Source organism: Paraburkholderia sp. (genome assembly GCF_035656215.1).
GTDB lineage: Bacteria > Pseudomonadota > Gammaproteobacteria > Burkholderiales > Burkholderiaceae > Paraburkholderia.
Genome location: NZ_DASRSY010000330.1, coordinates 1 through 14079, shown reverse-complemented (window position 1 = coordinate 14079; position 14079 = coordinate 1). Strand labels below are relative to the sequence as shown.

12 protein-coding genes and 4 pseudogenes are annotated in these 14079 nt (G+C 61.2%); 7 read left to right on the top strand and 9 right to left on the bottom strand.

Annotated elements, in window-relative coordinates; translation table 11 throughout:
* Nucleotides 1-832 precede the first annotated feature (832 nt).
* Both VFE81_RS19265 and VFE81_RS19260 read left to right on the top strand, forming a co-directional pair.
* The gene (locus VFE81_RS19265) at nt 833-1942 is read left to right on the top strand and encodes a porin (protein WP_325046118.1); all 1110 of its coding nucleotides are present in this window, start codon (nt 833-835) and stop codon (nt 1940-1942) included.
* A gap of 139 nt (nt 1943-2081) precedes the next feature.
* Nucleotides 2082-2411 (top strand): annotated as a pseudogene (locus VFE81_RS19260) (nucleoside hydrolase); the annotation flags it as partial.
* A gap of 46 nt (nt 2412-2457) precedes the next feature.
* Here the strand turns inward: VFE81_RS19260 and VFE81_RS19255 are convergent.
* Nucleotides 2458-3384: a LysR family transcriptional regulator gene (locus tag VFE81_RS19255; protein ID WP_325046117.1), complete on the bottom strand. Its 927-nt coding sequence runs from the start codon at nt 3382-3384 to the stop codon at nt 2458-2460.
* A gap of 83 nt (nt 3385-3467) precedes the next feature.
* Here VFE81_RS19255 and VFE81_RS19250 point away from each other — a divergent pair, with 83 nt between their 5' ends.
* From VFE81_RS19250 to VFE81_RS19230, 5 genes and pseudogenes are all read left to right on the top strand, one after another.
* Complete coding sequence (locus tag VFE81_RS19250; RefSeq protein ID WP_325046116.1) at nt 3468-4814, top strand: NCS2 family permease; 1347 nt, start codon at nt 3468-3470, stop codon at nt 4812-4814.
* 102 nt (nt 4815-4916) lie between these two features.
* On the top strand, nt 4917-6014 hold the full coding sequence (add, locus tag VFE81_RS19245; protein WP_325046115.1) for an adenosine deaminase: 1098 nt from the start codon (nt 4917-4919) through the stop codon (nt 6012-6014).
* 96 nt (nt 6015-6110) lie between these two features.
* Nucleotides 6111-7010 (top strand): annotated as a pseudogene (locus VFE81_RS19240) (MFS transporter); the annotation flags it as partial.
* A pseudogene (locus VFE81_RS19235) lies at nt 6946-7410 on the top strand (substrate binding domain-containing protein); the annotation flags it as partial. The pseudogenes VFE81_RS19240 and VFE81_RS19235, both read left to right, overlap by 65 nt.
* A gap of 118 nt (nt 7411-7528) precedes the next feature.
* Nucleotides 7529-7771, top strand: a complete 243-nt coding sequence (locus tag VFE81_RS19230) for a hypothetical protein (RefSeq protein ID WP_325046114.1) — start codon at nt 7529-7531, stop codon at nt 7769-7771.
* 58 nt (nt 7772-7829) lie between these two features.
* Here the strand turns inward: VFE81_RS19230 and VFE81_RS19225 are convergent, their stop codons facing one another.
* From VFE81_RS19225 to VFE81_RS19190, 8 genes and pseudogenes are all read right to left on the bottom strand, one after another.
* On the bottom strand, nt 7830-8546 hold the full coding sequence (locus tag VFE81_RS19225; protein WP_325046113.1) for a Crp/Fnr family transcriptional regulator: 717 nt from the start codon (nt 8544-8546) through the stop codon (nt 7830-7832).
* 218 nt (nt 8547-8764) lie between these two features.
* Nucleotides 8765-9007 (bottom strand): hypothetical protein, encoded by a 243-nt coding sequence (locus VFE81_RS19220; RefSeq protein WP_325046112.1) that lies wholly within the window; start codon nt 9005-9007, stop codon nt 8765-8767.
* 112 nt (nt 9008-9119) lie between these two features.
* A complete protein-coding gene (locus tag VFE81_RS19215; protein WP_325046111.1) occupies nt 9120-9371 on the bottom strand; it encodes a DUF1488 domain-containing protein in 252 nt (83 codons plus the stop codon).
* A 109-nt stretch (nt 9372-9480) separates the two neighbouring features.
* The gene (locus VFE81_RS19210; RefSeq protein ID WP_325046110.1) at nt 9481-10926 is read right to left on the bottom strand and encodes an amidohydrolase family protein; all 1446 of its coding nucleotides are present in this window, start codon (nt 10924-10926) and stop codon (nt 9481-9483) included.
* Nucleotides 10927-10944: 18 nt separating this feature from the next.
* Nucleotides 10945-11808 carry an ABC transporter permease gene (locus VFE81_RS19205; protein WP_325046109.1) on the bottom strand — a complete coding sequence of 288 codons (864 nt, stop codon included), beginning with the start codon at nt 11806-11808 and terminating at the stop codon, nt 10945-10947.
* Nucleotides 11805-12638, bottom strand: a complete 834-nt coding sequence (locus VFE81_RS19200; RefSeq protein WP_325046108.1) for an ABC transporter ATP-binding protein — start codon at nt 12636-12638, stop codon at nt 11805-11807. The genes VFE81_RS19205 and VFE81_RS19200 overlap by 4 nt, the downstream gene beginning before the upstream one ends.
* Nucleotides 12639-12640: 2 nt before the next feature.
* Nucleotides 12641-13687: an aromatic ring-hydroxylating dioxygenase subunit alpha gene (locus tag VFE81_RS19195; protein ID WP_325046107.1), complete on the bottom strand. Its 1047-nt coding sequence runs from the start codon at nt 13685-13687 to the stop codon at nt 12641-12643.
* A 69-nt stretch (nt 13688-13756) separates the two neighbouring features.
* Nucleotides 13757-14079 (bottom strand): annotated as a pseudogene (locus VFE81_RS19190) (ABC transporter substrate-binding protein); the annotation flags it as partial.

Genomic DNA, 14079 nt, shown 5'->3' with positions numbered 1-14079 from the left:
GGTCTTCGCGCTCAGAATCGCTCAGCACGAGTTCCCCTTTGGACCGTCCACTCATCGTTGCCTCCGCGTATCAAGTGCTACACAGAACACTTTAGTACGTGATCGGCATCTTTCAATGAATTTTTAACTCAGGACACTAGCTAGACATCGCCGGGACGAGTACGCAGGCACGGGCGGCCCTGCAGCGGTCGGACTGCTTTGCAGGTCCTCTGTCACGCGTCCAGCTCGAACTCGCATCGTGAGCAGGTCCAAGGCAGTGGCTGTCTCGGCGATAGCGCAAGTGCCCTTGCCAGTTGGTGAACATTAACCGCGGTTTGCCGTGATAAGGACAGTTATCACGGCAATCGCTTTCGTTCGCCGCCAGAAAGCGGTTTTCTGGCGTAAGAAGTGTGCGTAATTCAGACTGGAATTTCCTGCCTGCGCCGTGAATCGCCTCTGACGTCATCCCCGAGCGCGCTGGCGTCCGTAATGTCACGCGCCGCCGTCACCCATGACGAAATCCGCTTTTCATTCGATGCGAGCGAATGAAGAAAATAAAATCGCTTGTTGCTACTCTCGCTGCATTACCAAATTCCTCGTCATAGCCTCCGGGGCACCACCAGATATCGGGTCTGGACGGTTTACAGCGTTTTTACACGGGTAAGGGGCAAGGACGCTTGGGCTACCGTCGTCTCCATGTTCCGCCGATGGTCTTCAAGGCTTGATTGAATAGATTAAATTTATAGAACTATAAAAAAACAACATTATTTTTATAGCCGACGACTTCGTATAGTCGAGCCCAGTTCGAATGCGCCCTACGCTCGGCGCCCTCCTTTCCCGCTACTGGACCACGATGAAACTACTCAAGTTCGCCCCTCTCGCGATCGCCGGCGCACTCTCCAGCACCGCCCATGCGCAAAGCAGCGTGACACTGTATGGCCTGATTTCGGCGGGCGTCGGGTATGCGACGAATCAGGGCGGCAAGAACGCGTGGCAGGCGCTCTCGGGGACCAACCAGAATCCGCGCTGGGGGCTGAAGGGCGTTGAGGACCTGGGCGGCGGCACGACCGCGATCTTCCAGCTGGAAAACGGCTTTAACGTGATGAGCGGCACCGCGTCGCAAAACGGCCGCGAATTCGGCCGGCAGGCGTTTGTCGGACTCGCCAGCAAAACGTTCGGTACGCTGACGTTCGGTCGTCAGTACGACACGGTGCACGACTACGTCGGCCCGGTGATCATTGCGAGCAACGGCGTCAACATCGGCGACAACGACAACGGTTATAACGACATCCGGGTGCAAAACGCGGTGAAATACGTGACACCCGACTATCGCGGCCTGAAGGCCACGGCCGAATACGGTTTCAGCAATGCTACCGGTTTCGCCAACAACAATGCGTACAGCTTCGGCGCCGGTTACGAGAACGGCCCGTTGAAGTGGAGCGTGGTCTACGCGCAGTACAACAACCCGTTTAGCGCGACCAATCCGGACGGCGCGATTTCAAACGACTATGCCTCGTCGCTGCTGATCTTCGCGAAGAGCGCGCTGCATCCGGCTGCGTATGCGAGCAAGCAGCGCATCTTCGGCACGGGCGGCTTCTATACCGTCGGTCCCGCGCAATTTGCAGCGCTCTTCACCGATGTCCGCTACGATTATCTCGACGGTTCACATCTGCATTTGCTGAACTACAACCTGAACCTGAACTACCATGTGACGCCCGCGTTCATTCTCGGCGCAGCGTATGCGTTCACCGACGGCAAATACGATGTGATCAACACGAGCCCCAAATGGCATCAGGTCAATCTGCAAGCCGACTATTTCCTGTCGAAACGCACCGACGTGGCGTTGACGGTGATCGCGCAGCAAGCCGCCGGCGACGCGCAACACGCGCAGATTTTTGCCTACGCTCAATCCACCGGCATACGTCAGATGATCGCGACGGTCGGCATGCGCCACGTGTTCTGACCATGACGAATTCCATCGATCCAACGCAAGACCGGCGCGCGTTTTTGCGCACGGCTATGGGACTGGCTGCGGGTGCGTCGGCCTGGCCGATACTGGCCGCCGCTTCCGGTGCTGCCGGGGCGGATGACGCAGCAGGTGGATCGCGCCGATTCGCGCGCTCGGCAATCGCTGCGGCATGATGGCCGCCGATATCATGGCCGCGGAAGTCGCGTATCAGAAGGGGCGCCGGGGCGTTGAAGAAGCGCCGATGTACGACCCTTGTGCGACTGGCTACCTGATCGAGCCGTCGCTATTCAAAGGACGCGAGGTCAACGTGATGATCGAGACAACCGGCGAATGGACACTCGGTGAAACCGTGGTGGACTGGAGCGGACACAGCGGCCGCAAGCCGAACGCGACCTGGATCACCGAAGTCGACGCGGACGGTTTTTATGCCGCCTTGCGCGCCCGGCTCGCCACGCTGCCCTGAGCCCGTGAAAGGCTCGGCAACGGTCATGCATCCAGCGCACGTTGCGTCAGATATGTGCGGCGATCCACTCGCGGCAAGCACGCACGTGCGGGCCGCGATCGTCGCCGACGAGCGAAATCAGCGCGATCGAACGGGTGACGGACGGTTTGTCGAGACGCAACGCGATCAGTTCCGTGTCATGCAGATGCATGGTGTAGAGACTGGGCAACACCGCAATCGCCAGACGGTTGCGCACCAGTTCGTACAGAGGCTCCGTGTACTCGACGCGGTATGCGACCGTGAGTTGCAGACCTTCGGCTCCGCCGGTGCGCCGCAACGCATCGCTGACGCTGCCGCGCACGAACGCCGCCAGATCGCGGCCCACCAGCTTTGCCCACGCAAGGCTCTTCTTCTGCGCGAGCGGATCGTCGCGTCGCAGCACCCCCACGATCTGATCCTCGAACAGATTCTGGTAGCGCAGCGCAGCTTCGCCGTCGTTGTCCGCCGCGGTCGCATCGGGCTCGTGCACACCGACGCCGAAGTCGACCGCGCCCTGGCGCACAGCATCGATCAAGGCGGTGTTTGGCATGTCGTTCAGTGTGAAGCGCAGCGACGGTTGTTGTGTACGCAACAAGGCGAGCGCGGGCAACAGGCGCGCCGCAGCCGACGGAATCAGTCCGATGCGCACCGTCTGCACGCGTGCGGCGAAGGTGCTCGCCATATCGTCGAAGGTGCCGCGCGCCTGATTGAGCAGGCGCTCCGCGAGCGGCAGCACGCTGGCGCCCGCATGCGTCAGCGTCAGCCGATGCGCGGAACGCGCGAACAGCGGGCCGCCGAGCAGAAATTCGATCTGCCGGATCGCTGCGGTCAGCGCAGGCTGCGTCAAGGCGAGCGATTGCGCGGCCTGCGTGAAACTGCGTGCATGCGCAAGCGTGACGAAGTACTGGATTTGCCGCAGCGTGAGCGCGGGCAGCAGGGACGAACGGTCGGTCATGGAGTGCAATGCATCGACGCAATGCGCAGCAGTATAAATGGCGTAGTTACAGGATGAATCAATTGATCAATAACGAATCTTCAATGCCGACGACAAACAACCCGGCCACGCTTGCGCGCGGCGGCTGGCTCGAACGGCGTTTCGCGCTCGCCGCGCGCAAGACCAGCGTGCGTATCGAAACCATCGCCGGCATCACGTCGTTTCTCGCGGCCGCCTATCTTCTGGTAGTCATTCCGTCGCTGCTGTCGGCGGGCGGAATGGATCGCGGCGCGGCGACTACCGCAACGATTCTCGTGTTCGTGCTGAGCACGGTATTGATGGCGCTGTATGCGAATCTACCGTTTCTGGTGGGGCCCGGCATCGGCGGCTCGGTGATTCTTGGCACTACGCTCGCGGGCGAGCACGTCGCATGGCAAACGGGTCTGGGCATTGCGTTCGTGTCCGGCGTGCTGTTCCTGATCCTGACGCTGGTGGGCGCGCGCAGTCTCGTGGTGCGGTTGATTCCAGCGCAGATCAAGCTCGGGCTCGGGGCCTCGATCGGTTTGTTCATTGCGGTGCTCGGCTTCCGTAACGCAGGGATGGTAGTCGCCAACGCGAAGACCAATGCACTGGCACTCGGCGATTTCTCGCGTCCCGGTACCCTGGTCGCCTTGATCGGTCTCGGCGCAGCTGTCGTGCTGCAAGGGCGACGCGTCCCCGGCGCGATTTTGTGGGCGATCCTGATTGCGGCCGGCGCCGGTGTGCCGCTTGGCGTCACACATATGCCCACGTCGCTTCTGTCATGGCCGCATAGCATCGCGCCGATCGCGTTCAAGCTCGACATCGCGAGTGCATTGAGCGTGGCCGCGATTCCATATCTGTTCGTGTTCTTCGCGGCGGAATTTTTCTCGACGCTCGGCACCACGCTCGCGGTCGGCGCCAAAGCAGATCTGCTCGACGAAAACGCGAATCTGCCGAACATCAACCGGCCGTTTCTCGTCGATTCGATTGCGGCGACGCTCGGTCCGGTGTTCGGCATTCCGGCGCTCACCGCGCTGGTGGAATCCGCGGCCGGCGTTGAAGCAGGTGGGCGTACCGGTCTCTCCTCGCTCGCCGCGGCCGCGATGTTCGCGCTGATGCTGTTGTTCGTGCCGGTCGCCCTGGCCATTCCGAAAGAAGCGACTGCTCCGGCGTTGATCCTGATCGGGCTGTCAATGTTCAGCACGATTCGCCATACACATTTCGACGACTTCAGCGACTCGCTACCCGTTCTTTCGATGGTGTTGCTCACGCTGATGTCGAACAGTTTCGGCACCGGCATCGCGGGCGGTCTGCTCTGCTACGTGCTCGTCAAGCTGCTCGCCGGACGTTTCCGTGAAGTACCGTGGGGCCTCTATGTACTAGCCGTGCCGCTCGGCTATTACTTCTATACCGTGGTCAAGCCGCATTGAGTTTTGCACTTTAGCGACCCAACGTAGCTGCACGTTTCATCCTGCATTTGCACTAAACTGAATTTGCGTCGAGTCTTACGCACTACCGAAAACCATACCGACATGAAAGAGACATTGGGCAACGTGCCCGCATCGCGCCTCGGCATTACGCTTACCGACGCCCATCGCGCCTTTTTCACCGCCCTGCCGAAGGCCGAGTTGCATTGCCACCTGCTGGGCGCGGTGCGTCACGAGACTTTCATCGCGCTCGCCGAAAAGAGCAACGCGCCGATCGAGCGCGAAGAGATCGATGCGTTCTATACGCGTGGCGAAAAACCCATCGGCGTGCTGCGTGTGCTGCGCGCGCTCGACGAACATCTGCTCACACATGCCGACGATCTGCATCGCATCGCCTATGAATATCTCGCCGATGCCGCCTCGCATCAGGTGCGTCATAGCGAATTTTTCTGGAATCCTACCGGCACGGTGCGCGTCTCGAAGATTCCCTATGTGGATGCGCAAGCGGCCATTGTCACCGCGATTCGCGACGCCGCGCGCGACTTCGGCATCAGCGCCCGGCTGATACCGAGCATCGACCGCGAAGCCGATCCCGACGAAGCGGTCGCACTGGTCGACTGGATGTGCGCGCATCGCGCGGACGAAGTGGCGGGCCTCGGTATCGACTACCGCGAGAACGACAGGCCGCCTGAGTTGTTCTGGAAGGCGTACCGCAATGCGCGTAACGCCGGCTTCAAAACCACCGCGCATGCGGGCGAATTCGGCATGCCATGGCGCAATGTCGAGACGGCCGTCGACCTGCTGCAATGCGACCGGATCGATCATGGCTATACGATCGTCGACAACCCGCAGTTGGCGGCTCAATATGCGGAGCGCGGCATCGTGTTCACCGTAGTACCGACCAACTCCTACTATTTGCGCACGCTCGCCCCGGAAGTCTGGGCCGAACAGCATCCGATGCGGCGCATGCCGGGCCTGGGCCTGAACATTCACCCGAACACCGACGATCCGACGCTGCACAAAGTGACGCCGAGCGAAGCATGGCAATTGATGTTTAGCCACTTCGGCTTCAGCATCGCCGAGTTGCGGCAGTTCATGCTGAACGGCATCGACGCCGCATGGGTCGACGAAGCGACGCGCCACGCATGGCGCGCGGCATGGGGTGCGGAGTTCGATGCATTGGCAGCGACCCTCCCCGCTTAAGTGGAATAGCGCCTCCGGTCACGCCATCTACGCACGACCCCGCGCGGCGTCACTCACCAATCCACGAACCGCGCAAATCGCTGTCGTGCAGCAATTGCGCATGGCGAAACTCAGGCGCCGCCGTTCGACTTCGTCGGTTGCGGGCTGTTGTCGCTGTGCATGATCACATTTTCGCTAGCCGTCGAGGCGCCGCTCGAGACGCATCGCGCGGCATGGTCGGTGGGTCTGTTCGCGCTCGCCGTGGTCAGCGCACTCGCCTACATTCCGCACGCAAAACGCCGCAGCAATCCGCTCTTCAAACTCTCGCTCTTCAGCGAGCCGAATTTCAGCGTCGGTCTGATCGGCAACCTGGTGTGCCGCATCGGCTCGAGCGCCGTACCGTTCCTCGTGCCGTTACTGCTGCAATTGCAACTGGGTTACTCACCGCTGCATTCCGGCCTGATGATGCTGCCCGCCGCACTGGCCGGCACCCTCACCAAACGCTGGATTGCGCCGCTCGTGCGCCGCTATGGCTATGACACGTTCCTGCTCGTCAACACGGTGATCGTGGGGTCGGCGATCGTTGCGTTCGCATTGATTACGCGCGGTACACCGCTCATCGTCGAGATCGTGATTCTGGCTGTGTTCGGCGGCGCCAACTCCATGCAATTCGCGGCGATGAACAGCGTCACGCTCAAAGGCCTCTCGCATGAAGATGCCGGTAGCGGCAACAGCCTCTTTTCGATGGTGCAGATGCTGGCGATCGGGCTGGGCGTCTCCATCGGCGGCGGGCTGGTGAATCTGTTCACGGCGCAATGGGGATCGGCGGCGCTCGGCTTCCGCCTGAGCTTCGTGTGCGTGGGCGTCATCACGCTGGTGTCCGCCTGGGTGTTTCGTCATCTCGACGAAGCGCCCGTCACGCGCGAGGTGCGTGGCCAGGCGACCCAGGGCGCTGGGGATGGACCCGTTCTTTTCGCGTCTCGTGCTGGGACCGAGACTGGGCGGCTTCATCGATAAGCATGCCGATCTGCAACTCGAGTTGGTCACGCGCGACCAGTTGGGCGATATGGTCGCCGACGGTTTCGATCTTGCGATCCGTTTCGGTGATCCGCCGGTTTCGACGCTGATTGCACGCAAGCTGCTCGACACGCGGATTCTGACTGTGGCTGCGCCGTCGTATCTGAAGAAACATGGACACCCGGCGAGCCCGGCTGAACTCGAAAGCGGCAAGCACGTGTGCATCAAGTTTCGTGATCCGCTGACGGGTTACCGGTTCAGCTGGGAGTTTCACCACGGACGCAAAAAGACCGTGATTACGCCGCAAGGCCGCTTGACCGTGAACGACGTTGGCACCTTGCATAGCGTGTGCACCGCCGGCCAGGGTGTCGCGCAGATTCTCGCGCTCGGCGCCGAGGCCAGGCACGCGTTTAGCGACACAGAGGGCGCGACTTCGCGTCCTGTACGGTAGCGTGCAGACAGAGTCTCGCGCCGCGCGCAAGCTGAGTGAAAGCACTCACAGCCCGTACGGAAGACCTATGTCGAACTACCCATTTGAGAGCGAGCTGGCCCATCTCGAACAGATCATTCCATTTCTCATGACTGCCCCGCCGCTGGGCTTGCCCTATTGGCGACGCCGGATTCTCGCCTTGTCGCCCCGTGAAGGACGACTGCCGCCTGACAGCGCCCAACGTATAGGAAGATTGATGGACGTATTCGAAAAGATCGAACGCAAGGCGTCAGTGGACGCGGCGGCAACGGCAACGGTAACGGCACGGTAGCGCGCTTGACGCGAGCCGGTTCGGCGCTGCGTTGTCTCGCTTCGCCAGGGCACGTTCGCTAGATAGCCTGCAACGCCGGTAACAGCCGGTCGAACTCGCGCTTGACCACCGCGTAGCATTCACACACATGCGCTTCCAGACCGGGCCGGTCCAGCACGGTGATATGGCCGTGGCTATAGCGGATCAATCCGGCATTTTGCAGTTTCAGCGCCGCTGCCGTGACGCCGGATCGGCGCACGCCGAGCATATTGGCAATGAGCTCCTGCGTCATGCGCAATTCGTTCGACGGCAGGCGGTCGATGCTGAGCAATAGCCAGCGGCACAATTGTTGATCGATCGAATGATGGCGGTTGCATACTGCGGTCTGCGCCATCTGGGTAATGAGTGCCTGCGTATAGCGCAACAACAGGCGCTGCATCGGGCCCGCGCGATTAAATTCGTCTTTCAGCATGCGAGCATTCAAGCGCCACGCGCGGCCCGCGCTTTGTACGATCGCGCGGCTCGGCGTGGTCTCGCCGCCCATGAACAGCGACACACCGACAATACCCTCATGCCCCACGATCGCGATTTCCGCCGAAGCACCGTCTTCCATCACATAGAGCAACGAAATAATCGACGTGGTGGGGAAATAGACATGTTCAAGTTGGCCGCCGGATTCGTAGATGACTTGACCTAAGGGCAAATCGACTTCGACCAGATACGGCTCGATGCGTGCCCACTCTACTTTGGGCAACACCGCCAACAGCTCGTTCTTTCTTGGGTCACCTTTGGGCATCGGTGGCTCCTTGCTGGGTTCCGAACGCGCCCGAGGCGCGGCTGCGCATGATCTGCGGAAACGGCGCAAGCATTCGTTCCGCTGCAACGGTGATTATGACTCGCGCGCCGGACGCACGGAATCGGGTAAAGCGCTCACTGTGCTGCTCCCGGAAGCTTTAATGGGGACGGCACAAATAGAAAAACCGGCTTTACGCCGGTTATTTTTGCTCTGCACGTCTAGAGAGCGGCGGGTTTCTTCTTGAGTATCAATGGGCGACGCGCTTGCATCAGTGTACGCTTCGCGCCCAGCCACTTCGTCACGTGCTTGACCCATTGCTTCGGTGCGGGCTCATTGCCCTCGCCCTGCTGCGGCTCGTTTGCCGCGGGTGTGGCCGCTTTTTCGTTTTCGGCGACACCTGCTGCTTCACGCCGCCGTTTGCTATCGGCGATTTCTTCTAGGTTGACCTGGTCATCATCCATGCTGGAACTCCCGCGACAAAACAGGGCGAGGCGCCGGTAGGCGCCGCGCTGCTTCGGCTGTGGAACAAGGCGGCGCCGGCAGGTCCGGTTGGACGTACCGCGCCGCGCTGCGTCAAGAAATCGTATAGCGGTTTTGCGGACCGCCGACATACAGACCGCGAGCGAGCGTGAGGATTTGCTCGCGATGACGGTCGAAAGCCGCCAGCACTGCCGGTTCGTCGGAGCCCACGCTTGGGCTCAGATTCGAAATGACCGAATCGTTGACAGTGAAGGCGATTTCGCGCGCGTTGTCATAGCCCCAGAAATTGACGCAGTGACGGAAGGCATCATAGCTGCGGCTTGGGTTCGGGAAGTTGAGAGACATGTCACGCTCCCGTGGTTTTGCCTTCTTCACGGTGCGCTTAATGTGGGGCGCGGTCAAGGCGTTGTTTGTAAGTGTGGGAGGTTGCCCCTGTGGGGCAGGCAAAAAACCATCACTTAACTTCATCCAGCAACGCCCTCACCGCCTCCCGAGCCTCCCGCGCAAGCTCCTTAAGATCGACACCGTCAATCTGATCATCAACAACAACCCGCTTCCCAGCAGAAAAAAGCGCCGCCAGCGAAGGCCTTCCACCGGAGGCCACAGGCCCAATCGCCGGATCATGCAAGCCAAAATACCTCGGATCATCGAGCCGATAAACCGCAAGATCCGCGGCATAACCCGCAGCAACCTTCCCGACCTCATCCAGGCCCATAATCGAAGCCCCACTCGCCGTCCCCCAATGAATCACGTCGGCCACACTCGCCGCACCCGCGCCGCCTTCGAAGCTACCGCCGCGATACTTCGGCTGCGCCATCATGCCGCGTCGCGCGCGCTGCGCAAGCCACGTCATGTGCACTTCGGAAATCATGTCGGCCGCTTCGTTCGAAGCCGCACCGTCGACGCCGATCGACACCGGCACGCCCGCGTCCGCCATCTCCCGCACCGGGCAAATGCCGCTGCCCAGCCGCCCGTTGCTCTGCGGACAATGTGCGACACCTGTGCCCGTCTGCGCGAGCAGCGCGATTTCGTCGGCGTCAACTTTGACGAGATGCGCGTACCACACATCGCTGCCGAGCCAGTCGTGCTCGCCGCAGAATGCAACCGGCGATCGCCGGTACATCGAATGCGCACTGTCCTGGTAGCCGACCGTCTCCGACAAGTGGCTGTGCAAACGCAACCCCAGCCGGCGCGCCACCGCCGCCGTCTCACGCATCTCTGCAGGAGAAATCGAATACAACACCGTGGTCGGTGCCATCACGACACGCTGCATCGCACGTGGCGAGGCATCGTGGTATTGGGCCGCGAGCCGTTCGATATCAGCCATGTAGGCGTCCAGCGTTTCGGGCCGTAACGCCGTCGGCAATTCAGCCTCGAGTTGCCGTGTTTGCGTCGCGCCGCCACGCAGCAGCACGAAACGCAAACCGAGCTTCTCCGCTTCTTCGAAAAGAATCGCCGAACTGTCGAACGGCATGCCCGGGTAGTACACGTAATTGTGATCGGCCACCGTCGCGCAGCCCGAACGCGCGAGTTCGATCAGGCCGATGCGCGCCGCGAGCCGGAAGCGCCGCTCGTCGAATAGCGCACGGAAGCGATACGGCGTCGCGGCAAGCCACGGCGTGAGCGTGGCATCGAGTCCGGCCGTGTCGCCCTTGAGCAGCGACTGGAACAGATGGTGATGCGTATTGACCCACGCCGGATAAATCACGCAATCGGTGGCGTCCACAACCGTCTCGCCGGGCCGTGGCGTGAGCGCGCCGATTGCCTCGATCGTATCGCCGACGATGCGAATGTCGGGACCCGGCACACGCGATGGATCATCTTCCGTCCCACGTCCGCCCGTCATGATCGCGGTCGCGTTGCGAATCAGCGTGGAGGGTTGGGTGTCGTATGTTGTCATAAGCCTGAACGCGAAAAATCAAAGTTGGCTATCGTGCCAGCCACGCAAACCAATGCGCGACACCCATGCCGTGATGGCGAACAACACGACGCCCGTCACGGTGATCAGCAGCAGCGCCGCAAAGAGCCGGGGAATATTCAACTGAAAACCCGCTTGCAGAATCTGATAGGCAAGCCCCGCTCCACTGCCGCCCGTTCCCGCGACGAACTCGGCGACCACCGCGCCGATCAACGACAGCCCGCTCGAAATCCGCAGGCCACCGAAGAAATACGGCAACGCGCTCGGAATGCGCAAGCGCACCAGAGTCTGCCAGCGGGTCGCGCGATTGATCCTGAAGAGGTTGATCAATCCCGGATTCACACTGCGCAGGCCGAGCGCCGTGTTCGAGATGATCGGGAACAGGGCCACCAACGTCGCGCACAACACCAGCGCCACATTCATGTCCTTGACCCAGATGATGATCAGCGGCGCGATCGCTACGACCGGCGTCACCTGCAACAGAATCGCATACGGAAACAGGCTCGCTTCGATCAACGGGCTCTGCACGAACAGCAACGCGATGATGACACCCAGCACGGTGGCAAGCGCAAACGCCAGCAGGGTGATTTTCAACGTCGCCAGCAAGCTGCCGAACAGTAAAGGCGCGTCCTGGACCAACTCGGTTACGATCGCCGACGGCGACGGCACCAGATACGCCGGCACCTTCATCAGCACGCACCAGCTCTGCCACAACGCCAGCACCACCACCCCGACGACCCACGGCGCGATCGCCTTTGTCACACCTGGACGTTGCAACCACGGTCGACGTTCAGGCTTCGCAGCCGCTGGGCTTCGCGTGGCGTTAGTGTTGGCCGAATGACCCGCAAGCGCTTCGCCTGTCATGATTGCCCTCCTGTTTCTTCGTTCGCGAACGACGCGCGATGCGCATCGGTAATCAGCGCTGAGAGCGTCTTGCAGTGCTGCATGAACGGCTCACTGACGCGGAATGCGTCGTCGCGTTCGAGCGGACCATCGACCGGTATTTCAGCGATGATGCGACCCGGCCGCGCCTGCATCACCACCACGCGGCTCGACAGATACACAGCTTCGTAAATGCTGTGCGTGACGAACACCACCGTCATGCCGCGCCGTTGCCACAGCGCACGCAAATCGCTGTCGAGGCGGTTGCGGGTGAATTCGTCGAGCGCGCCGAATGGTTCGTCGAGCAACAGCAGGTCCGGCTCGGTGACGAGCGCACGCGCCAGCGACGCGCGCATCTGCATGCCGCCCGACAACTCGCGCGGCAGCACCTTGCCGAACTTCGCGAGCCCCACACCGTCGAGTGCCTCGGCGACACGCGCATCGGCTTCACGGCGTGGCACGTGCGCGAGATCGAGCGGCAGGCGCACGTTATCGGCGACGGTTGCCCATGGCATCAAGGTCGCTTCCTGAAACACCATCGACATGCGCCGCCCTGTCGAGCCGACCGTGTCGAACGGGTGACCCCACCAGCGCATATGGCCGTGCGTCGGCGTTTCGACGCCGGCGAACATCTTCAGCAAGGTGCTCTTGCCGCAACCGGACGGCCCGAGCAAGGAGATGAATTCGCCGGGTTCGATCGACAGCCGCACGTCTTCGAGCGCGACCGTACCGTTCGGATAGCGCTTGTCGACGCGCTGCACCGACAGCAATGGTGCAGGCGGCTTCGGGGACCAGGTTTCAGTCGACGCCATGATCATTCCTCCACGTTGATGGGGAACACTTCGCGAAATACTTCGGACTCGCCGTTGTCGTTCAACAACTTCAGCAACATGCGGCGCATCAGCAAACCGGGCTGGTCCGATTCCATGTGACATTCCTGCTGGCGGCGTACGTCGATGCACGCGTCGTAGTCGGTGGCTTCGAGAATGTCGCGGTCCTCGTCGGTGATCGGACGGTCCCAGTCGATCAATTCCGGCGTCGAACACGCGTCTTCGGTGTCGTTGCGATAGAGCCACTGCGACAGCATCAGCGTGCGGTCGTCGATCGGTGTCGCGCAGTTATAGATGATGTGATGGATGCCGCTCGCCGGATACACGCAACCAAAGCGACGCGCGAACGGCATATACCAGCGGTTGACCAGATGGCGCTCGGTGATTTCCTCGGTCGTGCCCGTGATGCGATAGCTCGCGGGCGGATTGCGCACGGGGACATGCGTCTCGGCTTCGAAGCCCCATTCGTTCGGCCGGAACTCGTACTTCGACGGCTTCGGGTTGTCGAACAGACCGAAGTTACCTTTGTGCACGAAGCTGAAGTGCGAGTTGTCGAACGAGTTTTCCATCATGCGCAGCGGGCTCGTTTCCCAGCGCTCGTAGAACTGCAGGATGCGGCGGTAGCCAGGCGCGCCCTCTTCGGGAAACTCGGGAATCGGTTGCAGCGGATCCTCGAGCGCGACCCACGCATAGCCGTAGCGTTCTTCGCAGTGATACGACGGCACGATTGCGCGCGACGGAATCGCGCTGCCGTTGTTCTGCGGAATCTTCACGCATTGCCCCGTGCAGTCGTAGGTCCAGCCGTGATAACCGCAGGCAATATTGCCGTCGCCGTCGACAAAACCTTTCGACAGTTTTGCCGTGCGATGACAGCAGCGATCGCGCAGCGCATGCGGCTTGCCACCCGCGCCCTTCCATAGCACGATCGGCTCGCCCAGCAACGTGAACGGCTGCGGACCGGCATCGAGTTGCGTCATCGGCATGATTGCGTACCAGAAGCGGCGCAAGACTTTTTGACAGGTGACCAGCATGGTGAAACTCCTTCTTTAAGCGTTCAGGCGTATATGCGGCGCATGCGTTAAGGAACCCTGAGGGAAACCTTAGGGCATGACCTTCGCGTTCTGGATGTATTGCAGCGTGTAGGCCGAGTGATAGTCGGTCGAGGACTTGAGCAGCTTCGCTTCGACCATGTAATCGAAGGTCTTCTTCCAGCGCGCGTCGGTCATCGTGCCAATGCCTTGCGTGGCTGCATCGCCGCCCGTCACGAGCTTGAGCTTCTTGAGTTGCGCGACGCCATACGCGAGTTGCGCATCGCTCATCTGCGGGTTGTCTTTCTTGATCAGCGCGTTAGCGGGCGCCGGATCGTTCAGATAGCTCTTCCAGCCTTCCATCGATGCCTTCACGAAACGCGCCACCATGTCCG

What these genes read in the sequence shown, in the direction of transcription:
- VFE81_RS19265 (WP_325046118.1), top strand. Translation starts at nt 833, where the DNA reads ATGAAACTACTCAAGTTCGCCCCTCTCGCGATCGCCGGCGCACTCTCC.
- VFE81_RS19255 (WP_325046117.1), bottom strand. Translation starts at nt 3,384, where the DNA reads ATGACCGACCGTTCGTCCCTGCTGCCCGCGCTCACGCTGCGGCAAATC.
- VFE81_RS19250 (WP_325046116.1), top strand. Translation starts at nt 3,468, where the DNA reads ATGCCGACGACAAACAACCCGGCCACGCTTGCGCGCGGCGGCTGGCTC.
- add (WP_325046115.1), top strand. Translation starts at nt 4,917, where the DNA reads ATGAAAGAGACATTGGGCAACGTGCCCGCATCGCGCCTCGGCATTACG.
- VFE81_RS19230 (WP_325046114.1), top strand. Translation starts at nt 7,529, where the DNA reads ATGTCGAACTACCCATTTGAGAGCGAGCTGGCCCATCTCGAACAGATC.
- VFE81_RS19225 (WP_325046113.1), bottom strand. Translation starts at nt 8,546, where the DNA reads ATGCCCAAAGGTGACCCAAGAAAGAACGAGCTGTTGGCGGTGTTGCCC.
- VFE81_RS19220 (WP_325046112.1), bottom strand. Translation starts at nt 9,007, where the DNA reads ATGGATGATGACCAGGTCAACCTAGAAGAAATCGCCGATAGCAAACGG.
- VFE81_RS19215 (WP_325046111.1), bottom strand. Translation starts at nt 9,371, where the DNA reads ATGTCTCTCAACTTCCCGAACCCAAGCCGCAGCTATGATGCCTTCCGT.
- VFE81_RS19210 (WP_325046110.1), bottom strand. Translation starts at nt 10,926, where the DNA reads ATGACAACATACGACACCCAACCCTCCACGCTGATTCGCAACGCGACC.
- VFE81_RS19205 (WP_325046109.1), bottom strand. Translation starts at nt 11,808, where the DNA reads ATGACAGGCGAAGCGCTTGCGGGTCATTCGGCCAACACTAACGCCACG.
- VFE81_RS19200 (WP_325046108.1), bottom strand. Translation starts at nt 12,638, where the DNA reads ATGGCGTCGACTGAAACCTGGTCCCCGAAGCCGCCTGCACCATTGCTG.
- VFE81_RS19195 (WP_325046107.1), bottom strand. Translation starts at nt 13,687, where the DNA reads ATGCTGGTCACCTGTCAAAAAGTCTTGCGCCGCTTCTGGTACGCAATC.